This is a genomic window from Vreelandella sp. F11 (assembly GCF_042466685.1).
Lineage (GTDB): Bacteria > Pseudomonadota > Gammaproteobacteria > Pseudomonadales > Halomonadaceae > Vreelandella.
Genome location: NZ_CP170448.1, coordinates 4,468,714 through 4,485,682, shown reverse-complemented (window position 1 = coordinate 4,485,682; position 16,969 = coordinate 4,468,714). Strand labels below are relative to the sequence as shown.

Annotated in this window: 13 protein-coding genes and 1 tRNA gene; 5 read left to right on the top strand and 9 right to left on the bottom strand. The window is 51.2% G+C overall.

All coding sequences use genetic code 11. From position 1 onward, the window contains the following. Positions 1-57 precede the first annotated feature (57 nt). Positions 58-1,086: a TRAP transporter substrate-binding protein DctP gene (gene dctP / locus ACFIOZ_RS20425; RefSeq protein ID WP_386080868.1), complete on the bottom strand. Its 1,029-nt coding sequence runs from the start codon at positions 1,084-1,086 to the stop codon at positions 58-60. Between the two features lie 452 nt (positions 1,087-1,538). On the opposite strand from dctP, the gene ACFIOZ_RS20420 reads away from it, so the two are divergent. Next, positions 1,539-2,591: a GlxA family transcriptional regulator gene (locus ACFIOZ_RS20420; RefSeq protein WP_386080866.1), complete on the top strand. Its 1,053-nt coding sequence runs from the start codon at positions 1,539-1,541 to the stop codon at positions 2,589-2,591. A gap of 74 nt (positions 2,592-2,665) precedes the next feature. On the opposite strand, the gene ACFIOZ_RS20415 is transcribed toward ACFIOZ_RS20420, so the two are convergent. From ACFIOZ_RS20415 to ACFIOZ_RS20405, 3 genes are read right to left on the bottom strand one after another with little or no spacing between them, the layout of a single operon-like run. Continuing rightward, the gene (locus tag ACFIOZ_RS20415; RefSeq protein ID WP_211595637.1) at positions 2,666-3,928 is read right to left on the bottom strand and encodes a TRAP transporter large permease; all 1,263 of its coding nucleotides are present in this window, start codon (positions 3,926-3,928) and stop codon (positions 2,666-2,668) included. After that, complete coding sequence (locus tag ACFIOZ_RS20410; RefSeq protein WP_340162745.1) at positions 3,925-4,449, bottom strand: TRAP transporter small permease; 525 nt, start codon at positions 4,447-4,449, stop codon at positions 3,925-3,927. Before ACFIOZ_RS20410 ends, ACFIOZ_RS20415 begins: the two co-directional genes overlap by 4 nt. Continuing rightward, positions 4,450-5,487 (bottom strand): TRAP transporter substrate-binding protein, encoded by a 1,038-nt coding sequence (locus ACFIOZ_RS20405; RefSeq protein WP_386080863.1) that lies wholly within the window; start codon positions 5,485-5,487, stop codon positions 4,450-4,452. A gap of 273 nt (positions 5,488-5,760) precedes the next feature. Between ACFIOZ_RS20405 and ACFIOZ_RS20400 the strand changes: the two genes are divergently transcribed. Beyond that, on the top strand, positions 5,761-7,152 hold the full coding sequence (locus ACFIOZ_RS20400) for an FAD-binding oxidoreductase (RefSeq protein WP_386080861.1): 1,392 nt from the start codon (positions 5,761-5,763) through the stop codon (positions 7,150-7,152). A gap of 14 nt (positions 7,153-7,166) precedes the next feature. On the opposite strand, the gene ACFIOZ_RS20395 is transcribed toward ACFIOZ_RS20400, so the two are convergent. Together ACFIOZ_RS20395 and ACFIOZ_RS20390 are read right to left on the bottom strand one after the other, a co-directional pair. Next, positions 7,167-8,132: a LysR family transcriptional regulator gene (locus tag ACFIOZ_RS20395; protein WP_386080860.1), complete on the bottom strand. Its 966-nt coding sequence runs from the start codon at positions 8,130-8,132 to the stop codon at positions 7,167-7,169. Between the two features lie 26 nt (positions 8,133-8,158). Beyond that, on the bottom strand, positions 8,159-9,154 hold the full coding sequence (locus tag ACFIOZ_RS20390) for a TRAP transporter substrate-binding protein (RefSeq protein ID WP_138799463.1): 996 nt from the start codon (positions 9,152-9,154) through the stop codon (positions 8,159-8,161). A 144-nt stretch (positions 9,155-9,298) separates the two neighbouring features. On the opposite strand from ACFIOZ_RS20390, the gene ACFIOZ_RS20385 reads away from it, so the two are divergent. Continuing rightward, positions 9,299-9,375 (top strand) — tRNA-Arg (locus ACFIOZ_RS20385). Positions 9,376-9,520: 145 nt separating this feature from the next. Here ACFIOZ_RS20385 and ACFIOZ_RS20380 read toward each other — a convergent pair. The 3 genes from ACFIOZ_RS20380 to ACFIOZ_RS20370 form a co-directional block, all read right to left on the bottom strand. Next, on the bottom strand, positions 9,521-11,962 hold the full coding sequence (locus ACFIOZ_RS20380) for a hypothetical protein (RefSeq protein ID WP_386080858.1): 2,442 nt from the start codon (positions 11,960-11,962) through the stop codon (positions 9,521-9,523). 479 nt (positions 11,963-12,441) lie between these two features. Continuing rightward, positions 12,442-12,624: a hypothetical protein gene (locus ACFIOZ_RS20375; protein WP_386080857.1), complete on the bottom strand. Its 183-nt coding sequence runs from the start codon at positions 12,622-12,624 to the stop codon at positions 12,442-12,444. 144 nt (positions 12,625-12,768) lie between these two features. Further along, positions 12,769-14,943 carry a TonB-dependent receptor gene (locus ACFIOZ_RS20370; protein ID WP_386080855.1) on the bottom strand — a complete coding sequence of 725 codons (2,175 nt, stop codon included), beginning with the start codon at positions 14,941-14,943 and terminating at the stop codon, positions 12,769-12,771. Between the two features lie 248 nt (positions 14,944-15,191). On the opposite strand from ACFIOZ_RS20370, the gene ACFIOZ_RS20365 reads away from it, so the two are divergent. Next, complete coding sequence (locus ACFIOZ_RS20365) at positions 15,192-16,079, top strand: ABC transporter substrate-binding protein (protein ID WP_386080853.1); 888 nt, start codon at positions 15,192-15,194, stop codon at positions 16,077-16,079. 499 nt (positions 16,080-16,578) lie between these two features. Then, entirely contained in the window at positions 16,579-16,968 is a 390-nt protein-coding gene (locus ACFIOZ_RS20360; protein WP_386080852.1) for a histone-like nucleoid-structuring protein, MvaT/MvaU family, read from the top strand. The last annotated feature ends 1 nt before the right edge of the window (position 16,969 follow it).

Here is a 16,969-nt window from a genome sequence, read left to right as displayed (position 1 = left end):
TTTTTATGCTCCAAAAAAGAGCCAATGTAAAAATTGGCTCTTTTTCTAGCTATCTAATTATTGATTATCTGAAAGCGCTTGAGTAACCGTGTTGTAGTAACGCTCGCCATCTTCGCCCGACTCTTCAGCCATGGTTTGCCATGCACTCCAAGCAGCCGTTACAAAGGTGTCAAGATCCTCATCAGAGAATGCCGGTAGCATGGTAATGCCAAGTTCCTCACGCTCTTGACGTGCCTGCGCTTCACGATCCGGGTCGACTGCGGATTCACTGGTTGCTTCCCAGATTTCTTGGCCTGCCTCTTCTAATGCCTGACGCTGGTTATCATTTAAGCCGGAAAGCGCTTTTTCACTGATGCCAAATAACCATGGTGAGGCTGCCCAAGGGTGCAAATACGCTTCGTATTCAGTCACTTCTTGTAACGAAACGGTGGGCGCAACGGTTGATAGGTAGTAGGCACAATCGACAACGCCTGTCTGGAGTGCCATATACATATCGTTTTGTGGAATGACCTGGGCAGAAATACCCAGTAAATCAAAGGTATCGACCAAGTGCCTCGACCAGACACGCACCTTTTTGTCCTTGAGTTCTTCGAGGGTGTTAACCGGCTCCTTGCAGTGCAAACCGACATCAAATATAGGGGCAACCACGCCGCCTACTATTTGAATGTTCCAGTCTGCAAAGCCTTCCTCATAGAGTTCTCTAATAACGCTCAGAATCTCAGTGTGCTGTGATGATTCGGTAATCGCGCCTTGGGCATAAACTGACGAAAGGGAGGGCGCAGCGCGGGTATAATACTCTCCGTACAGCAGTGCCATATCGACCATGCCCTGCTGGAGTATTCTTAGCATGTCGGCTTCTTTTAATCCTAACGCGCCTGCATGATAGACCTCGACTTCCAGTTCCCCTTCTGATTTTTCTTTGACCAGCTGAGCAAATCTATCAATCTGCGCTGCTTCAGGCCTAGACTGAGCTAAGCCGCTATGAAAAGTTAAAGTGATATTATCTGCTTGTACATGTTGAATGGTAGCGAGGGAGCCGAGAAGAGAAATGCCAAACACTATTTTTTTGCTTTTTAAGTTATGCATTGTGGATGTCTCATTGGAGTAGGTGGGCATTTCATCTTGCGGCAGGAGTCGTTGCTAAAAGAGTTATGTTTGCGACATTTTTTGCCTGATAGGCGACATGGGAAAATGATTAATGAACTTTTTTAATACCGATAATTAATTGTTTTTAGTTTTGTTGGTCAAATAGTAAAACAGTTTCTCAGGATAAGTGACCCTTTGGCGCATTTTTTGCACTGTTTAAAGCGGAGCGGGTATTGTGATGCCAAGAGCTTCCATCTTGGTGAGTTTTAAATAAAAGCTAGGCTTTGTACGAAAAGTCGGCGAGCGAAGGTCAGGCAAGGCAAAAAACGGCGAAAAAGCGGAGTTTGCGGGGTGTAAATGAGCATTTTGAGCCGTTTTTTAACGCCGCATGGCCGAGCGCAGTCAGTTTTCGTACAAAGCCTAAGTGGCACCCTTGAATGGGGAGATGGAAAATGAGAGATGGTTTTATTAGTAAATTAAAGAATAAAAACATGGCTTACCTGCACTCAGATCCTTCGAGGGAATCATCTGTAAGGGTTAAGCGGGTGGCCTTCATACTGCTAGACCATTTCTCCATGATGTCTTTTACCGGCGCAGTCGATGCTTTAGTTACCACGAACTTGATGAAATCGAATACTGTTTATGAAGTCTTAGTCGTTGCTGCTCAAGATAGAAGCGTGCTGTCGGATTTAGGGATTGGCATTGAAGCGGACGTAGCGCTATCGGCATTCGATCTCAGTCAGTATCAAGTGGATACGCTTATTGTATGTGGTGGGCTGCGTGTAAGGCCTCAGCCCATGCCCATCCTGCGAACGAGGTTAAAACAGGCAGATAGTCAAGGCGTGGTGCTGGGTGGGCTATGGAATGGTGCTTATTTTCTTGCCGAAGCAGGGCTATTGAGTGGCTATCAATGTGCCTACCACCCCGATGGAAGGGCAATGATGGCAGAGGAGTTTCTAGATGTATCGGTCTCTAAGCGTAGTTTCATCGTTGACCGCAATCGCTTGAGTTGTGCGGGTGCGAGTAGCTCCCTAAGCATGATGATCGAAATTGTCAGAAGTGATTGTGGTAATGATGTGGCCTGGGCTGTTGAAGAGATGTTGAGTTGTGATAAAGCCATTGAGGCGCCGGACATCTCGACGATCAGCGTTGATCAAAACGGTACGCTACCTGAAGCGCTACAAACGGCTTTGCAGCTCATGAAAAATAATATCGAAGAGCCCTTATTGATGTCTGAGATTGCTAAGTGGGTCAACATATCCAGGCGCCAACTGGAGCGACTATTTTGTCATCATGTGAATGCCAGCCCATCCCGGTACTATATGGAGTTGCGTTTAACGCGTGCTCGGCAGCTGTTACAGCAGTCCAATAAGCCTATAGCCGAGGTGGCTGTCGCAACGGGTTTTGTCAGCATTTCTCACTTCCGGAACTGTTTTTATCAGCTCTTCGAAATGACGCCCACTCAGTTTAGAAAGTTGTGCCAAGTTGGCAGCACGTATGAGTAAAGGGTGGATAGACCTAAATGAAAAAACAAAAGGAGCGCGAAGGCTCCTTTTGATAGTAACGGCGGGAATCTGAATTAACCCCCCGACCAGCCCAGCATAATCGGCACATAAACCACTAACAGCAGCACCCCAATCAGCCCCAGCAGGTAAGGGATGATGGCGCGGGTAATGCGCTCCAGCGGCAGTTGCGTAATCGAAGAGGCCACGTAAAGGTTAATCGCCACCGGCGGGGTAATCATGCCGATGGAGAGCCCCACCACGATAATCAAGCCAAAGTGGATCGGGTCAATCCCCAACTGCAGCACTAACGGCAGTAGCACCGGGGTGAGAATAATCAGCGCACTGGCGGTTTCAATGAATACCCCGGTGAGCAGAATAATCCCCACGATCAGCAGCATAATCACGTAGGGGTTGGTGGAGAGCGACAGCACGGCCTGGGCAATCGCCCCCGGCACTTGCCAGCTAGACAGCGTCCAGCTCAGCACCGCCGACATCGCAATCACCAGCATAATCACTGCGGTGGTCATCGCCGAGCGGATCAGCAGCTTGTAAATCTGAGGCAGATTAAGGTCGCGATAGACAAACAGCGACACCAGCATGGCGTAGTTCACCGCCACTACCGCAGCCTCAGAAGGTGTGAAGATTCCCGAGAAGATACCCCCAAGGATAATCACCGGCGTCATCAAGCCCCAGCTGGCGTCTTTAAAGGTCACCCAGATGGTCGAAAGCGACAGCGGCGTACCCTTGGGGTACTGGCGCTTATAGGCCTGAGCAATAGCGATAGCCATTAACCCTAAGCCCATCGCCAACCCCGGTAAAAAGCCGTTTAGAAACAGCTTGGAAACCGACTGCTGGGCGATTACCGCGTAGATAATCATCGGCACTGAAGGTGGAATCACCACCCCAATGGTGCCGCTGGCGGCGATTAAGCTGGCCGCCGAGGCCGGGTCGTAGCCTTTGCGCTTAAGCTCGGGCACTAGGCTGGAACCCACCGCGGCGGTCGTTGCCGCGCCAGAGCCGGAGATAGCCGCAAAGAACATCCCCGCCATCACCGAGACCACCGAGAGCCCGCCGCGCATAAAACCGACCAGTGAATCCGCAAAGCTGACCAGCTTTTCGCTTACCTTGCCCTGGGCCATTAAATCCCCGGCGAGGATAAACATCGGGATAGCGACCAGAGCAAAGGAGTTAATGCCCTGGAACATCTGTTGGGTGACCACCATCAGCGGCACGCCGGACTGATGCAGGGCGTAGAGCGTACTGGCGCCAATGGCAAAGGCAATCGGCACGCCCAGCAGCATAAACAGGAAGAACAGCCCAAACAGCAGCAGGGTCATAGCGACTCCTCCTGGGGCTGGGACGTCTCGCCGTTAAGCAGCAGCTCAATGATATCCACCACTGCATACCAGGCCATTATCGCCGCACAGATAGGCATCACCGCGTAGACGTAGGTCATTGAGAGCCGTAGCGAGGCGGATTTCTGAAAGCTCTGCACCTGCATATAGCGGTAGCCGATCACGATCAGCGCGATCATAAACGCCAGCACGATCAGCAGGGCGGCAATGCGAGCGATTTGGCGCAGTCGGCCGGGTAAAGCATCGACCACAAAGGTCACTGCGATGTGCCGCCCGCGCTGGAATGCCAGCGTGCCCGCTAAAAAGGTGATCCACACCAGCAGAAAGCGGGCGACTTCTTCCGTCCAGCCCACGGCGGTAAATAGCACCCGGGAGACAATTTGCAGGGTAATCACCCCAATCAGTGCCGCCATGCCCGCAAACACCACGGGCTGCAGGAGGGCGTCCAGAAAGCGTTCAGTACGCTGTAGCAACGTTACCAATGGATGCGTGTGAGTGGGCACTTACTTCACTTCCTCCTGGATGCGTTGCAGGTAGTCGCCGAACTGGTCACCGTACTTCTCATACACCGGGGCAACGGCTTCCTGGAAGGCGGCGATATCGGGGGACTCGTTAATTTCCATGCCTGCCTCAGCCAGTTCGGCTAACTGCTCGGCTTCCATAATGGCGTTCTGTTCCCGGGCATAGGCAGAGGCTTCGCTGGCGGCATCCAGCACGATCTCCTGAACCTCCTCTTGCAGGCCGTTCCAGGCGGGTAAGCTCATAATGAAAATCGCTGGCGCATAGATATGCCGCGTCATGGTGAGGTAGTCCTGGGTTTCCGCCAGGTTAAAGGCATGGATGGCGTTAACCGGGTTCTCCTGGCCATCAATCGTGCCTTGCTGTAGCGCGGTCAGCGCTTCTGTCCAGGCCATGGGCACGGCATTGGCGCCGAGTTCACGGAACGTATCCACATACACCTCGTTCTCGATAACCCGCAGTGTCAGGCCGTCGAGATCCTCGGGCGCATTGATCGCTTGCTGACTGTTGGTGATATTGCGAAAGCCGCGCTCTGCAAAGGCCAGCCCTTTCAGGTTCACATCCTCTAACTTGGCCAGTATCTCCTGGCCGATCTCGCCATCCAACACGGCGTAGGCGGATTCAGCGCTTGGAAAGAGGAACGGCAGTTCAAACACCGAGAACTCATCAACGAAGTTGGCTACCGGCCCGTTGGTGATCACGCCCATATCGACGGTGCCGATCTGCATCCCTTCCAGAAGTGTGCGCTCATCGCCCAGGGAAGCGTTGGGGAAAATCTCTACCGACACCGCGCCGTCGGTCTGTTCGCTAACCAACTGCTGAAAGCGTTCGGCGGCGATATGGTAAGTATCTTCTGTATTTACCACGGTCGCTAAGCGCAGGTTAATAGGGGTAATTTCCTCTGCCTGGGCCATTAGCGGTAAACCCAGCAGGCCAGCGCATAGCAAGGTTAGGTTTAACTGTTTGAATTTACTTGTATAACAGGATGCGGCGTGAGCGGTAAAACGGGCGCGATTGTTCACATTATCTCCTAGTGGTGGCTATTCTTATTATCTTGGTGGGCTTCATCTATACCACATCGAACTAACAGGGCAAATTACTTATTTTTATTCCACTATTCGCAATAATAATCCAAAAAATCTTTATAGATCTTAGGCTTGAGTGATTTAAAGGTTAGCGATAGCCTGCAAGCATTGACGATTGATTAACTGCCTTGGAAAGCGATGGTAAGTCTTGCTAGCCATGTTCTTACTAACCAATAGCCATGGCGACGCCAGCTAAAACAGGAATAACCAATGGATAAGTTGCTTAACGACCTAGTGGCGGTAGTCGGCCCAGAAAACGTGTTGCTCGGTGACGATGTCTCCCAGCGTAGCGTCGACTGGTTTACCGGGGCGCCCTGTCGTGCCAAGGCCATTGTCAGGCCCCGCAACACCGACCAGCTCAGCAAAGTGATGGCCCTGTGTTACCAGGCCGACCAGTTGGTGGTGACCCATGGCGGCATGACCGGCATCGTGCACGGCGGCGAAGCCAGCCCAGAAGAGCTAGTCGTTTCTCTGGAACTGATGAACCAGATCGAAGAGGTCGACCTGGTTGGCTCTACCATTCAGGTTCAGGCCGGGGTAACGCTCCAGCGTGTGCAGGAAGCCGCGGCGGAGATCGATATGCAGTTTCCGCTTGATCTTGGCGCCCGGGGGTCGTGCACCATTGGCGGCAATATCGCCACCAACGCGGGCGGCATACGGGTCATTCGCTACGGCATGATGCGCCAGCAAGTGCTGGGGTTGGAAGCCGTGCTTAGCGACGGCACCGTGGTCAGTTCGATGAACAAAATGCTCAAGAACAACGCTGGCTACGACCTCAAACAGCTCTTTATCGGTAGCGAAGGCACCCTGGGCATCGTCACCCGCGCCGTGCTCCGGCTACAGCCGCATATGCCCAGCGAACAAACCGCACTGGTGGCGGTGCCCTCCTTCGATGCCTTGACCCAGCTGTTACGCAGGCTCTCACAACAGCTCGCCAATAGCCTGAGCGCCTTCGAGGCGTTGTGGAATAGCCACTACAAGCTGGTGACTACCGAGAGTGGCAAGTACGCGCCCCTGTTGGCCGATGACTCGCCTTTCTACGCAATTATCGAAACCCTGGGCTTGGATGACACCCAGGATGCGGAACACTTCGCCGAGCTACTGGAAAAGGCCATGGAGGACGACTTGATCACTGATGCCGTGCTAGCCAAGTCCGGCACCCAGCGCCAGGGCATCTGGGCGATTAGGGAAGATATCGAAGTGCTGGTGCACCAACTGAAGCCGATGTTCTCCTATGATATCAGCCTGCCGATTCCGCATATGGACGCCTATGTCGATACTCTGGAGCAAAGCCTCAAGGCGCAGTTTCCGCAAACAGGAAAAATGATCGTGTTCGGCCATCTCGGCGATGGCAACCTGCACATCATGATCACGGTGCGCGACGACAGCCCGCAAAGCCGCCGCCAGGTCGAGAAGTTGGTCTACTCCCCGCTACAAGAGTACGGCGGATCGATCTCTGCCGAACACGGCATTGGTCTCGAAAAGCGCGACTACCTGAGTATTTCCCGCTCCAGCGAAGAGATCGCTTTAATGAAGCGCATGAAAATCGCTCTTGATCCCAAGCTACTGTTGAACCGTGGCAAAGTCGTGACGGTGGAGTGAGTGTGGCGGTTTGATTAAGGGCCGCCCAGGGTTGAGGGAGCTGGTGTTATCAGCTCCCTGGTGAGTTGCCGCAACCAGTGGATGCCCGCATCGTGATCCTTCCTTTCATCCCAGCACAGGCAGACTTTGAACGCTGGGACGTCCAGGGGCAGGGCGTAGAACTTCAGGCTATTGTTGCGGCAAATGACCCTGGCGGCGCTCTCTGTCACCACGCAGAGCAGCGTTGTGGAGGCCAATATTTCCTGCAGCGGATTGATGTAGGGCGTCTTGGCGACGATTTTCCGCTCCAATCCCAACTCCCGCAGCTTTTCATTGATGAGCAGCGGGCTGTCCTCGCGATGGGATAAAGCGACTTGCGGGGAGTTTAAAAACGCCTCAAGGCTAATGGTGTTGCCTTCGCCATGAAAAGTAGCATCGCCCACACAGCCAATCACATCGTCAAACAGGTACTCATGATGAGCGGTGAGGGGTAGGGTTTCGAGCTGCACCACCGCTAGATCAATATCGTGCTCTTGCAGCACCTGCTGGGCGCCTTCCGCGCTAGCGATGCGCGTGGAGAGCATGTTGAAGCAGATATCTGGAGCGTGTTCCAAACAGTGCTGAATCAACTTGGGTTGCAGCTGTTGGCTGACATAGTCCACCAGGCTGACACGAAACTCCCGCTTCGATGTGGCGGGGGAGAACTCGCTGTTGCTGTGCACCGCCTGATCAAGATAGAACAGCCCCTTGGCCACCGCGGCATCCATCTGCCGGGCAAGCGGGGTGGGTTGCATGCCGTCCAGCGTCTTGATGAACAGCGGGTCGTCCATTAACAAGCGCAGCTTTTTCAGCGAGTGGCTGACCGCCGGTTGCGTCAGGCAGAGCGCCTCGGCGGTCAGCGTCAAACTCCGTTTCCAATAAAGCGTGTGAAAGACCAATAGTAAATTGAGATTTATCTTATTGAGTCTGTTCGCCAGCTTCATATGGGTGGTGTCAGCCATCAGGCGTGTCTCTTGTAGCAGGCGAGTTACTTGAGCGCCTCCTGAATGCGCGGTAGGTAATCACCGAACTGCTCGCCATACTTCTCGTACACTGGCGCAACAGCCGCCTGGAAGGCTTCCATATCCGGCGTATCGTTGATCTCCATGCCTGCATCGCGCAGGGCCTGCAACTGTTCGCTCTCCATCTCGGCGTTTACCTGGCGCTCATGCTCCGCCGCTTCCTGGGCTGCCGCTAGCAATACTTCCTGGGCATTTTCTGGCAGTTGGTTCCAGGCGGGCATACCCATCACAAAAATCGCCGGGGCGTAGGTGTGGCGGGAGAGGGTCATGTAGTTCTGGGTTTCATCCAGGTTGAACGAGTGAATCACGTTCACCGGGTTCTCCTGGCCGTCGATGGTGCCCTGCTGCATGGCGGTGAGCGCTTCTGTCCACGCCATGGGAATGGCGTTGGCGCCCAGCTCGCGGAAGGTATCGGTGTAGACCGGGTTCTCCATCACGCGGATACGCAGGCCATCCAGGTCTTCCGGCGAGTTCACCGCCCGCTCGCTGTTGGTCAGGTTGCGGAAACCGCGCTCGGCGTAGGCCATGCCTTTCAGGTTCACTTCGGAAAGCTTATCAAGCAGCTCCTGGCCAATGGGGCCATCGAGCACTTCGTAAGCGGCTTCCGGGGAGGGGAACAAGAACGGCAGCTCAAACACCGCCATCTCTTCCACAAAGTTGGCCACCGGGCCGTTGGTGATCACGCCCATATCCACGGTGCCGATCTGCATGCCTTCCAGCAGCGTACGCTCGTCACCCAAGGTGGCGTTGGGGTAAATCTCGATATCTACCTTGCCGTCGGTGCGCTCTTCCACCAGCTCTTCAAATTTGGTGGCGGCGATATGGAAACCATCCTGCTCGTTGACCACGTGGGCCAAGCGCAGGGTGACAGGATCCATATCAGCAAAATCAGCGGCGTTCGCGGCGCTTACCAGCGCCAGGGAGATGCCCAGTGCCAGCGTGCTACGTGCAAATGTTTTCATATTATTGTGTTCCCAGTGTACTAAGGTGCAGAAGTGCTCCCAAAGCATGCACCACACCAGGGAAAACGGTCAATTGACTAAAGGTACTCTAGCGCCATACGGCTGGACACAGCGCCCCTGCACAGTTACGATACGCACCCACAAGCGCCCGTAGCTCAGTTGGATAGAGTATCGGCCTCCGAAGCCGAGGGTCGCAGGTTCAAATCCTGCCGGGCGCGCCAAACATCAGAAAAGGAGACTGCGAGAAATCGTGGGCTCTTTTTTTGTTTGTATGCTGAATTTTTTTCAAAGCGAAACGATAAGCGCAGACCGTACTTTCTATTCACAAGCATATACATCTATATTGTGTTATATCAATTTCATTGATTAATTAAAATTTTCTTTATCGTCTAGGCACGTATAGTAATAATCTATGTCTAGATAAATTGATTGCGTGGCATCTGAAAGTTGCTCAAGATAATGAGTGCTATGAAAATTAGCATTTGTGCTATAAGGCTCTCCTAAGTTTTTCCATGTTCTTTCCAGAAAATCATTGAACAATTCAGTCCCTGTTAATAAGATGACCCAATGCCTGGGGCGAGAATTGACTGGTTCTCTAGCCCAAGATACGAATTCTATAAGACGTTTTTTTTCTTCTTTTGAGAACGAGTCTTTTAAAACACTAATTACTATTATTGATTCAGGAATGATACTTGCAGATTTTTTTAATTTATCAAGGTCATTGTCCTTGATTATATCTTCTCCAAAGGACTTAGCTTCTCCGATAATCAATCTTGGCTCACCGTTAATATCAAACCCTCTTTCTTCAGGTATCCATATGGCAAAATCAATTTCTGTTTTTTGTTTTTCGCATACTAATTCTAGAGCAGTCGAGTAACTTTTCGGCGTATCATGCCCCATCATGTTAATAAAAAATTTTATAGTTAGCAGTGAAGCATATGCTCCTTGAGCATAATCAGGTACGGCGAATGGGCCAATTACACGATATTTCCAGTTTTTATTATGCTGTCTCAGGTTTCCTTGAGGGAATTTATAATGCTTAAGGCATCTAAGGCAGCGAAGGTCGTATGAAACCTCGTCTAAGCTATGCCAGTTTTTAGCTCCACAATGATCACATTCGGATTCAATCCCTACTTTTATTACATTGCATCTGATGTAGTGAGAAAGTTCCGCTAGTCGATATGATCCATTGCTTTTCCTCCTTTTTATCATGGCTTGCCAATCGTCTATAAATGAAGAACGGCCGCTAAAATCTTCTTCAATTACATCTCCAGAACTATTTATGGTGCGCTTTCTAGTGCTTGAGGCATGTTTGTTAATGAATTGAATAGATTCTTTGTCATTAAATAAATAGAGTCCGTTAATCCCACCTAAACTGTCTATTACTTGTTTTGCTATGCGTCCTGCTTCTGAGCAACGTGTATCTATACCAAACTTTTTAAACCAACTCGAAAAAGCATCTTCATGTTTTATGAATGAGACAAACTCATTTTCAGATTTGTGATCTTGAAGAAATACCCAGCCTTCGCGCCCACAGGCAAGTTCATTTATACCTTGATTTGGCCAAGATCTATCCAAAGTGTTAAATGGTAAGCTGAGAGCAATATTGGATCCTTCGTACGGCGATGAGATTTTAGCTACATTTGCCCAACGATTGCTTGACCCGCTGAATCTTTGTGCGAAAGTAGGCGCTAATGTCTTAAAAACGCCTAGTGATGAGCCTTCTTTAAGTTCTATTATTTGATCTGATTCTTCAGAGGTGATTTTTGCTTTTTCAGGGTGTTTAAAAAAATGGTTACGATAATTTACTTCCCAGATGCTTGTGTGCCAATTTTTCACGATATAAGAATTATTTTGCAAGCTATTAAAGTGTGGAAGAATTTCTTCTTTGGCTTGACTTTCTGAAATTGAGCGTGATTTTTGAATGGTGACACGATGAGTTATATTGCTGTTCTCTTTTGAGATAATGTAGTTATTGTTGATGAATTTTCTTATAGGATCGGCTAAGTAAGACATCCATTTGATGGGTACTGGAAAAATTGGTGCTGGCTGTATTCTTAAATTCCAAAGATCAATAATGTCTTTGCTGTTTGAAGGGTTGAAAACGTAAATTATTGGATCATCCTGCCAAGTTCTAAAAACTTCGAAGTGCTTGTTAGTCACTGTAAATGGGGTTTCACATTTTCCGCCATAAACTTTTAGCCACAGCTCAGGGTTCAGTTTTTCTTCAACGGGTTTATAAACTTCATAAAATTGACTTTTTAAATAATGAACTTGTTCAAGTTTAGGATAGCATCCAATGCATATCTCAGAGAATAAATCTTCTTGTGAAGAATAAATGGCTGGTAATTCATCGCGTAACATGAATCTTCGCTCTGAAATATAGATGTCCTCAAGTATGTCGAATACGGACTGTCCGAATTGAGGCTCAAATTCACCTCTAAATTCGTTTTCAAAAAAATCATCCAGTAAAATAGATTTCTTATTCAATAGGCCTTTTTGGAAGGATTCAAGTCCTGTTTTTTTTAGTAATCCTTCTTCGGCTTCAACATAAACATCAGGATCAAAAAATCTGATATAACCTTGTGCTACATCTTTTCCTTTCATTGATATTCGTTGACTATCCAACCACTCTTTTGGTGTTTTGGTATAAACGGGGATGATTGGATTATAGAGGCCACCCCATAGGCAGGCGTTAATGCGCATTATTTTACGTAAAGATTTTTTATCGGAAGGATTGACGAGAAAACCAATTCTAGTCGGTCTCAACCGAATCTGCGCCCTTAATTCTGTTTTTCTTGTGCTCATAGGTGTAGTTAAAATTCCTTAAAAATTTAGCAGTCCAATAACCGTCTAGGGCGATTATGTTTTGGCCACCGCAAGTAGTTACTTTGTCGACACATTAGCTTTGGGTACTTAACTGCTAATGACAATATGTTTGCCTAGTGATTTTCCATTACGACACATGCTAGCGCACTCCATTCTTAACTTAGCCTAGCATAAGCGGCTAAAGCTGGCTGAGGCTCGTAAGCTTTTCTTTTCAACGTTCCTTCGTGGCCTGTTGATTAGGATTCGTAACATTTTCCGGCGTTGGTGGGCGTGCAGCAGGCTCAGTTTTGATTAGATGGGAACTGGTGGGCAGAGACAAAGTGCCGAGCAAGCAAGAACCCCGCATAAGCTCTTGAAAGCCAAGAGGCGAGATTATGTACTTATGGTCATCACACTGTTAGCTGCCAGTATGAGGGATGAGGGTGAGAGGAGGCTAAATGCTAGATCAAGCACTAGCCTTAAGCCGACATAAAGTCGTTCCAGCGCCTTACCAAATCGTTATGCTCGTCCATGACGGCATTCCACACGGCGATGCGGTTCATTCTTGTCTGGTAGTCTCCGCCTTCGCGGATTTCGCCTCGATGAATCAGATCAGAGGTGCCATCGGGGCCATGACGGCGCCGGGCTATCCAGAGATCCACCAGTTGAGGTAGTCATAAGCCGCATCTAGCGGGCGACCAATCGGTAATACATCAAATTAAGCAAGTCTAAGGTAAGCGTGCCGTAAACAGTGAAGGCGCTTCATAGGAAGCGCCCTCATGGTAACGGTAAAGAGGGTGCGTTACTTAAAACTCGACGGTCGCCGAAAGCTTGAAGGTTCGCGGTTCGCCTTGAATCAAATAATTCGCAAAGGACGTCGAGGCGCCTGACCAGTAATTTTCGTCGGTCACGTTGTCGATGCCTGCGCGCCAGATCCAATCAGCGCCACCGACCGGCGTGGTGTAGCGCAGGCCAAGATCTAGGCGTGTCCAGGAATCCAACTCCAAGTCGTTGGCTACATCGGCGTACTGTGAGCCTGTGTGCAGGACGCGACCAGTGGCAGTGAGACGCTCGACGAAGGGCGTGTCCCATTCGCCACCAAGCACAAAACGATACTCAGGAACGCCCGTGGCGTCATTTCCTTCGTTGCCATCCTGTGTTTTGGTGAGTTCGGCATCTATCCAGGTCGCGCTGCTGAACAGGCGCACTCCTGTCGTCGGCTCACCGTAAAGGCTTAGCTCCAGGCCGCGATTACGCTGCTCGTTATCCAGGTTGCCGACGCCATCGACGACCGCTGCAGAGGGTAGCTCGATCTGGAACAGGCTAATGCCACCGCCTAGGTTGCCGTAGTCGAACTTAGCGCCCACCTCGTGCTGCTCGGCATGGGCAATGCCCAAGTGCTGCCCAAAGTTTAGCGCTGTGGTGTCGGTGACCGTGCCGCCATCCTGCAATGCTTCGACGTAGTTGGCGTAGAGCGAGATATTATCCGTGGTCTTGAACACCGCGCCGACGGCGGGGGTTACCCGACGGTCGGCATAGCGATTGCTGCTGTCGTCGTTAGGACGTTCGTCGATCTCGAGTTCCTGATAGCGTGCGCCCAGTGTCAGCAACAGTCGGTCATCGATGAATCCAAGCGTATCGCTCAGTGTGACCCCTTGGGAGCGTGTGCGCGTCACGCTACCCCCCACGAAAGGGGTGCCATCCGGGCGAGATAAATCGACAGGGTTGTAGATGTTGGTCGTGCCTGCCGCGAGGAAATTCCAGTCCGTGTCGAACTTGCGATAGGCGCTGGAGTAGCCAACGGTGATGTCATGGCTGACCGGGCCGGTCAACACATAGCCACGCAGCCCCGCCTGGCTTGCGACGTTGTCGATGTGATTGTTGGTCTCGAAGTCGTTGACCCTGGCGTTACCCGCGTCATCGGTAAGGCGCGGAGTCGCCGACACGATGCCTTCGAGCGTGCGGTTACCCCCCAAGGCCGCGAAAGCGGTCCAGGTGTTGGTGAGGTCATATTCGCCTCTAACCATGCCGAAATTGGTTTCTAGCTCGGTTCCACCGAAAGAGGGGGTGTAGTTCAACGAGGAGTCCGGCGCCGCGGGCACCTGAGTGGCTGCGCCGGTGTTGACGCTTGAACGGCCACCATCCAGGGTGAGCTTTTGATGGCCGATATCGAACAATATCCGGCCTCGATCGCCACGGTAGTCGAGCCCAACGACGGCTGAGGTATCGCGCTGGGATTCGTCATCAATGGCGGTGTCACCACGGCCGCGCATGGCACTTACCCGCGCCCCCCATTGCTTTTGATCACCATAACGCTGGCTAGCATCGACGCCCACTTCGCCGTAGCCATCGGAGCGGTAGCCACTGGAGAGATTGAGCATGGGGTCATCCCCCGCATGCTTGGGCTCGATGTTGATGGTGCCACCAATGCCGCCGCTCCCGCCGATGGGAATGCCTGACGTAAAGGCGCTGGCGCCTTTGAAGACTTCGACGCGCTCGGCAAGGTTGCTGTTGATGATTTGTCGTGGCAGTACACCGTAGAGGCCGCCATAAGCCACGTCGTCACCGGTCAGGTTAAAGCCGCGCACCTTGTACGCTTCGCCATAGATGCCAAAGCCCAGCCCTACCGATACCGAGGCATCGTTCTGAAGCGTATCGCCCAGTGTCTGGGATTGCTGATTCTCCATCAACTCACTGGTATAACTGATGACGTTGAAAGGCACGTCCATCGCGTCCTTTTCACCGATCAGGCCCACGCGGCCCCCTGCCGCGATTTGGCCACCGGCGAAGGCCGGAGGTGGCGTATCTCCATAGGTCGGTACGGAGCCCGTGACGGTGACGGTATCCAGAGACTGATTGTCAGCACTCGTCTGCGCCCAGGCGCTCACGGGTATGATACCTATCGCGATCAGCGTCAGTGCGCGCAGAAGCCGTGCTTTGCGGCACTTAGCCGCTGTGCTGGAGGTGTTCCCAAGAGACATAGTGTCGATCCTGTCGTTTTTACAGCAGCACCCAGCCGCCGCGTTTTTATGAAGTCGATATAAGAAAGCGGAGGGCTTGGCTGTCGTGCCATGATCACCTTTCCGGTAAGGATTTATATGATAAACAAAATGAGATGTATTAACATATGCAGATGACATTTTTCCGTACTTCCTTGCAAAAAATGCGCATTGACGTCTCAATGTGATCCCTTTTTTCTGATGCTCTCGCTGCTATGTGCTATCGGTCGATGCTCTCTTTCTTGACTCGCTGCTGTTTAACGGCCGCTTGCTTGCTGCCCTTGTCGAGTGCCCACGCGCAGTGGGCCACTATCAACTGGACCATTGCCGAAACGCTACTGGCCATTGACGCGCCGTTGAGTGGTACCGCTCAACAAAATGGCTACCATGAGTGGGTAGGGGAGCCAAGGATCCCCGACGGCGTTACAGATCTTGGTCTGCGATCACAGCCCAACCTCGAACTCATGGCGCAATCGCCACCGACGCAAACGTTCATTTCGCCGATGTTCGCCAGTTTGACGGAGCGTCTGGAGAGAATCGCCCCGGTCACGTCGTTCTCCCCCTATTCACCCGGCACCCATACGTGGCAAGAGATACAAACACTCACCCGTCAGCTAGGTGAGTTGACCGGCCATCGGCTGCAGGCAGCGCAGCTAATCAACGAAACGCATGCGTTGATGGACACGCTTGGCCAACAGCGCCCCGATGTACCGCCGCTGCTGATGGTGCAATTCATGGATGCCCGTCATGTCAGGGTGTTTGGCGACAACAGTCTGTATAACGCCGTGCTTGAACGAATCAATTTGACCAATGCTTGGGATCGGCCCACCAACGCCTGGGGATTTTCACTCGTGGGTATCGAAGCGCTCTACGACTATCCTGAAGCCACGCTGGCCGTTGTCGAGCCGCTGCCCGCTGGGGTCGAAGAATCCTTGGCGAAAAGTGGTTTATGGCAACACTTACCCAGCGTTAAAAACGCCACTCTGTTGCGCTTACCACCGGTATGGAGTTTTGGCGCGCTGCCTTCCGCTCAACGCTTTGCTCGGGAGCTGGTTTCTGCGCTGTCGTCTCGCCCCCCTTTGAGTAAGCGATTGAGCGTTTATCCCTATTCCCGATAAGATTGGGTGCTATTCCATATTTTACTTAACATTGTTAGTAAAGTAGGTAGAGACGCCCGCAGGCGAGATAGCCCTCTGTTGGTGTCGCCATACCCACCTTGATGTTGCACTGTTTGAGGGCAACTATGGCGGGCGATCAACCGCTTTTTTAAGATAGATCACAATTTTAGGGGCCAAGAACTAGGCGTTACTCTTTTCTGTATGCAATCTTCGTTGGCCAGCCCGGCTCCTAGTGGTTGCAATAGTGGCTGAAGTAGCGGCTGCAAATAGCCTCCGAAACGAGATTCGTCGGCTCAACTTTTGCCGGGCGAGCCATATTGCAAAAAAGAACCTGCGATTCCTCGCAAGTCCTTTTTGGGGCGTGACCAAATGGCGCGCCTCATCTCCAGTGATCAAGCTTGAGCTTTCCTTTTCTCAAAGTCGATATTAAAGCTATAATGCGCAAGATATATGTTTAAGCTTTATCTTAAATTTTTGAAAAAATATAGGAATGTAGACTATGGCGTCGGTACTGAGTGATTATCTCAAAAAAGAACAGATGTTGAAGCAGCTACAAGAAGAGCTGCAAGCGCTGGAAAATAACAGTGAGCTAAAAACAGAGCTTGAATTCAAAGAAAGACTGCAAGCGCTAATGACGGAACATGGAAAATTAGCGCGCGACGTATGTGAAATGCTTGACCCCACTTACCGCTCCAAACCAGCCAAAGCTGGCAAGGTAAGCACGAGCAGTACAGATGGTCGTAAAAAGCGCCCGTTAAAGGTATACAAGAACCCACACACAGGCGAAGTGGTGGAAACCCGTGGCGGGAATCATAAAGTCATTCAAGAGTGGAAAGCAGAGTTTGGTAATGAAGAAGTAGTCAGTTGGGTTGTGAAAGAAATCGCGTAAT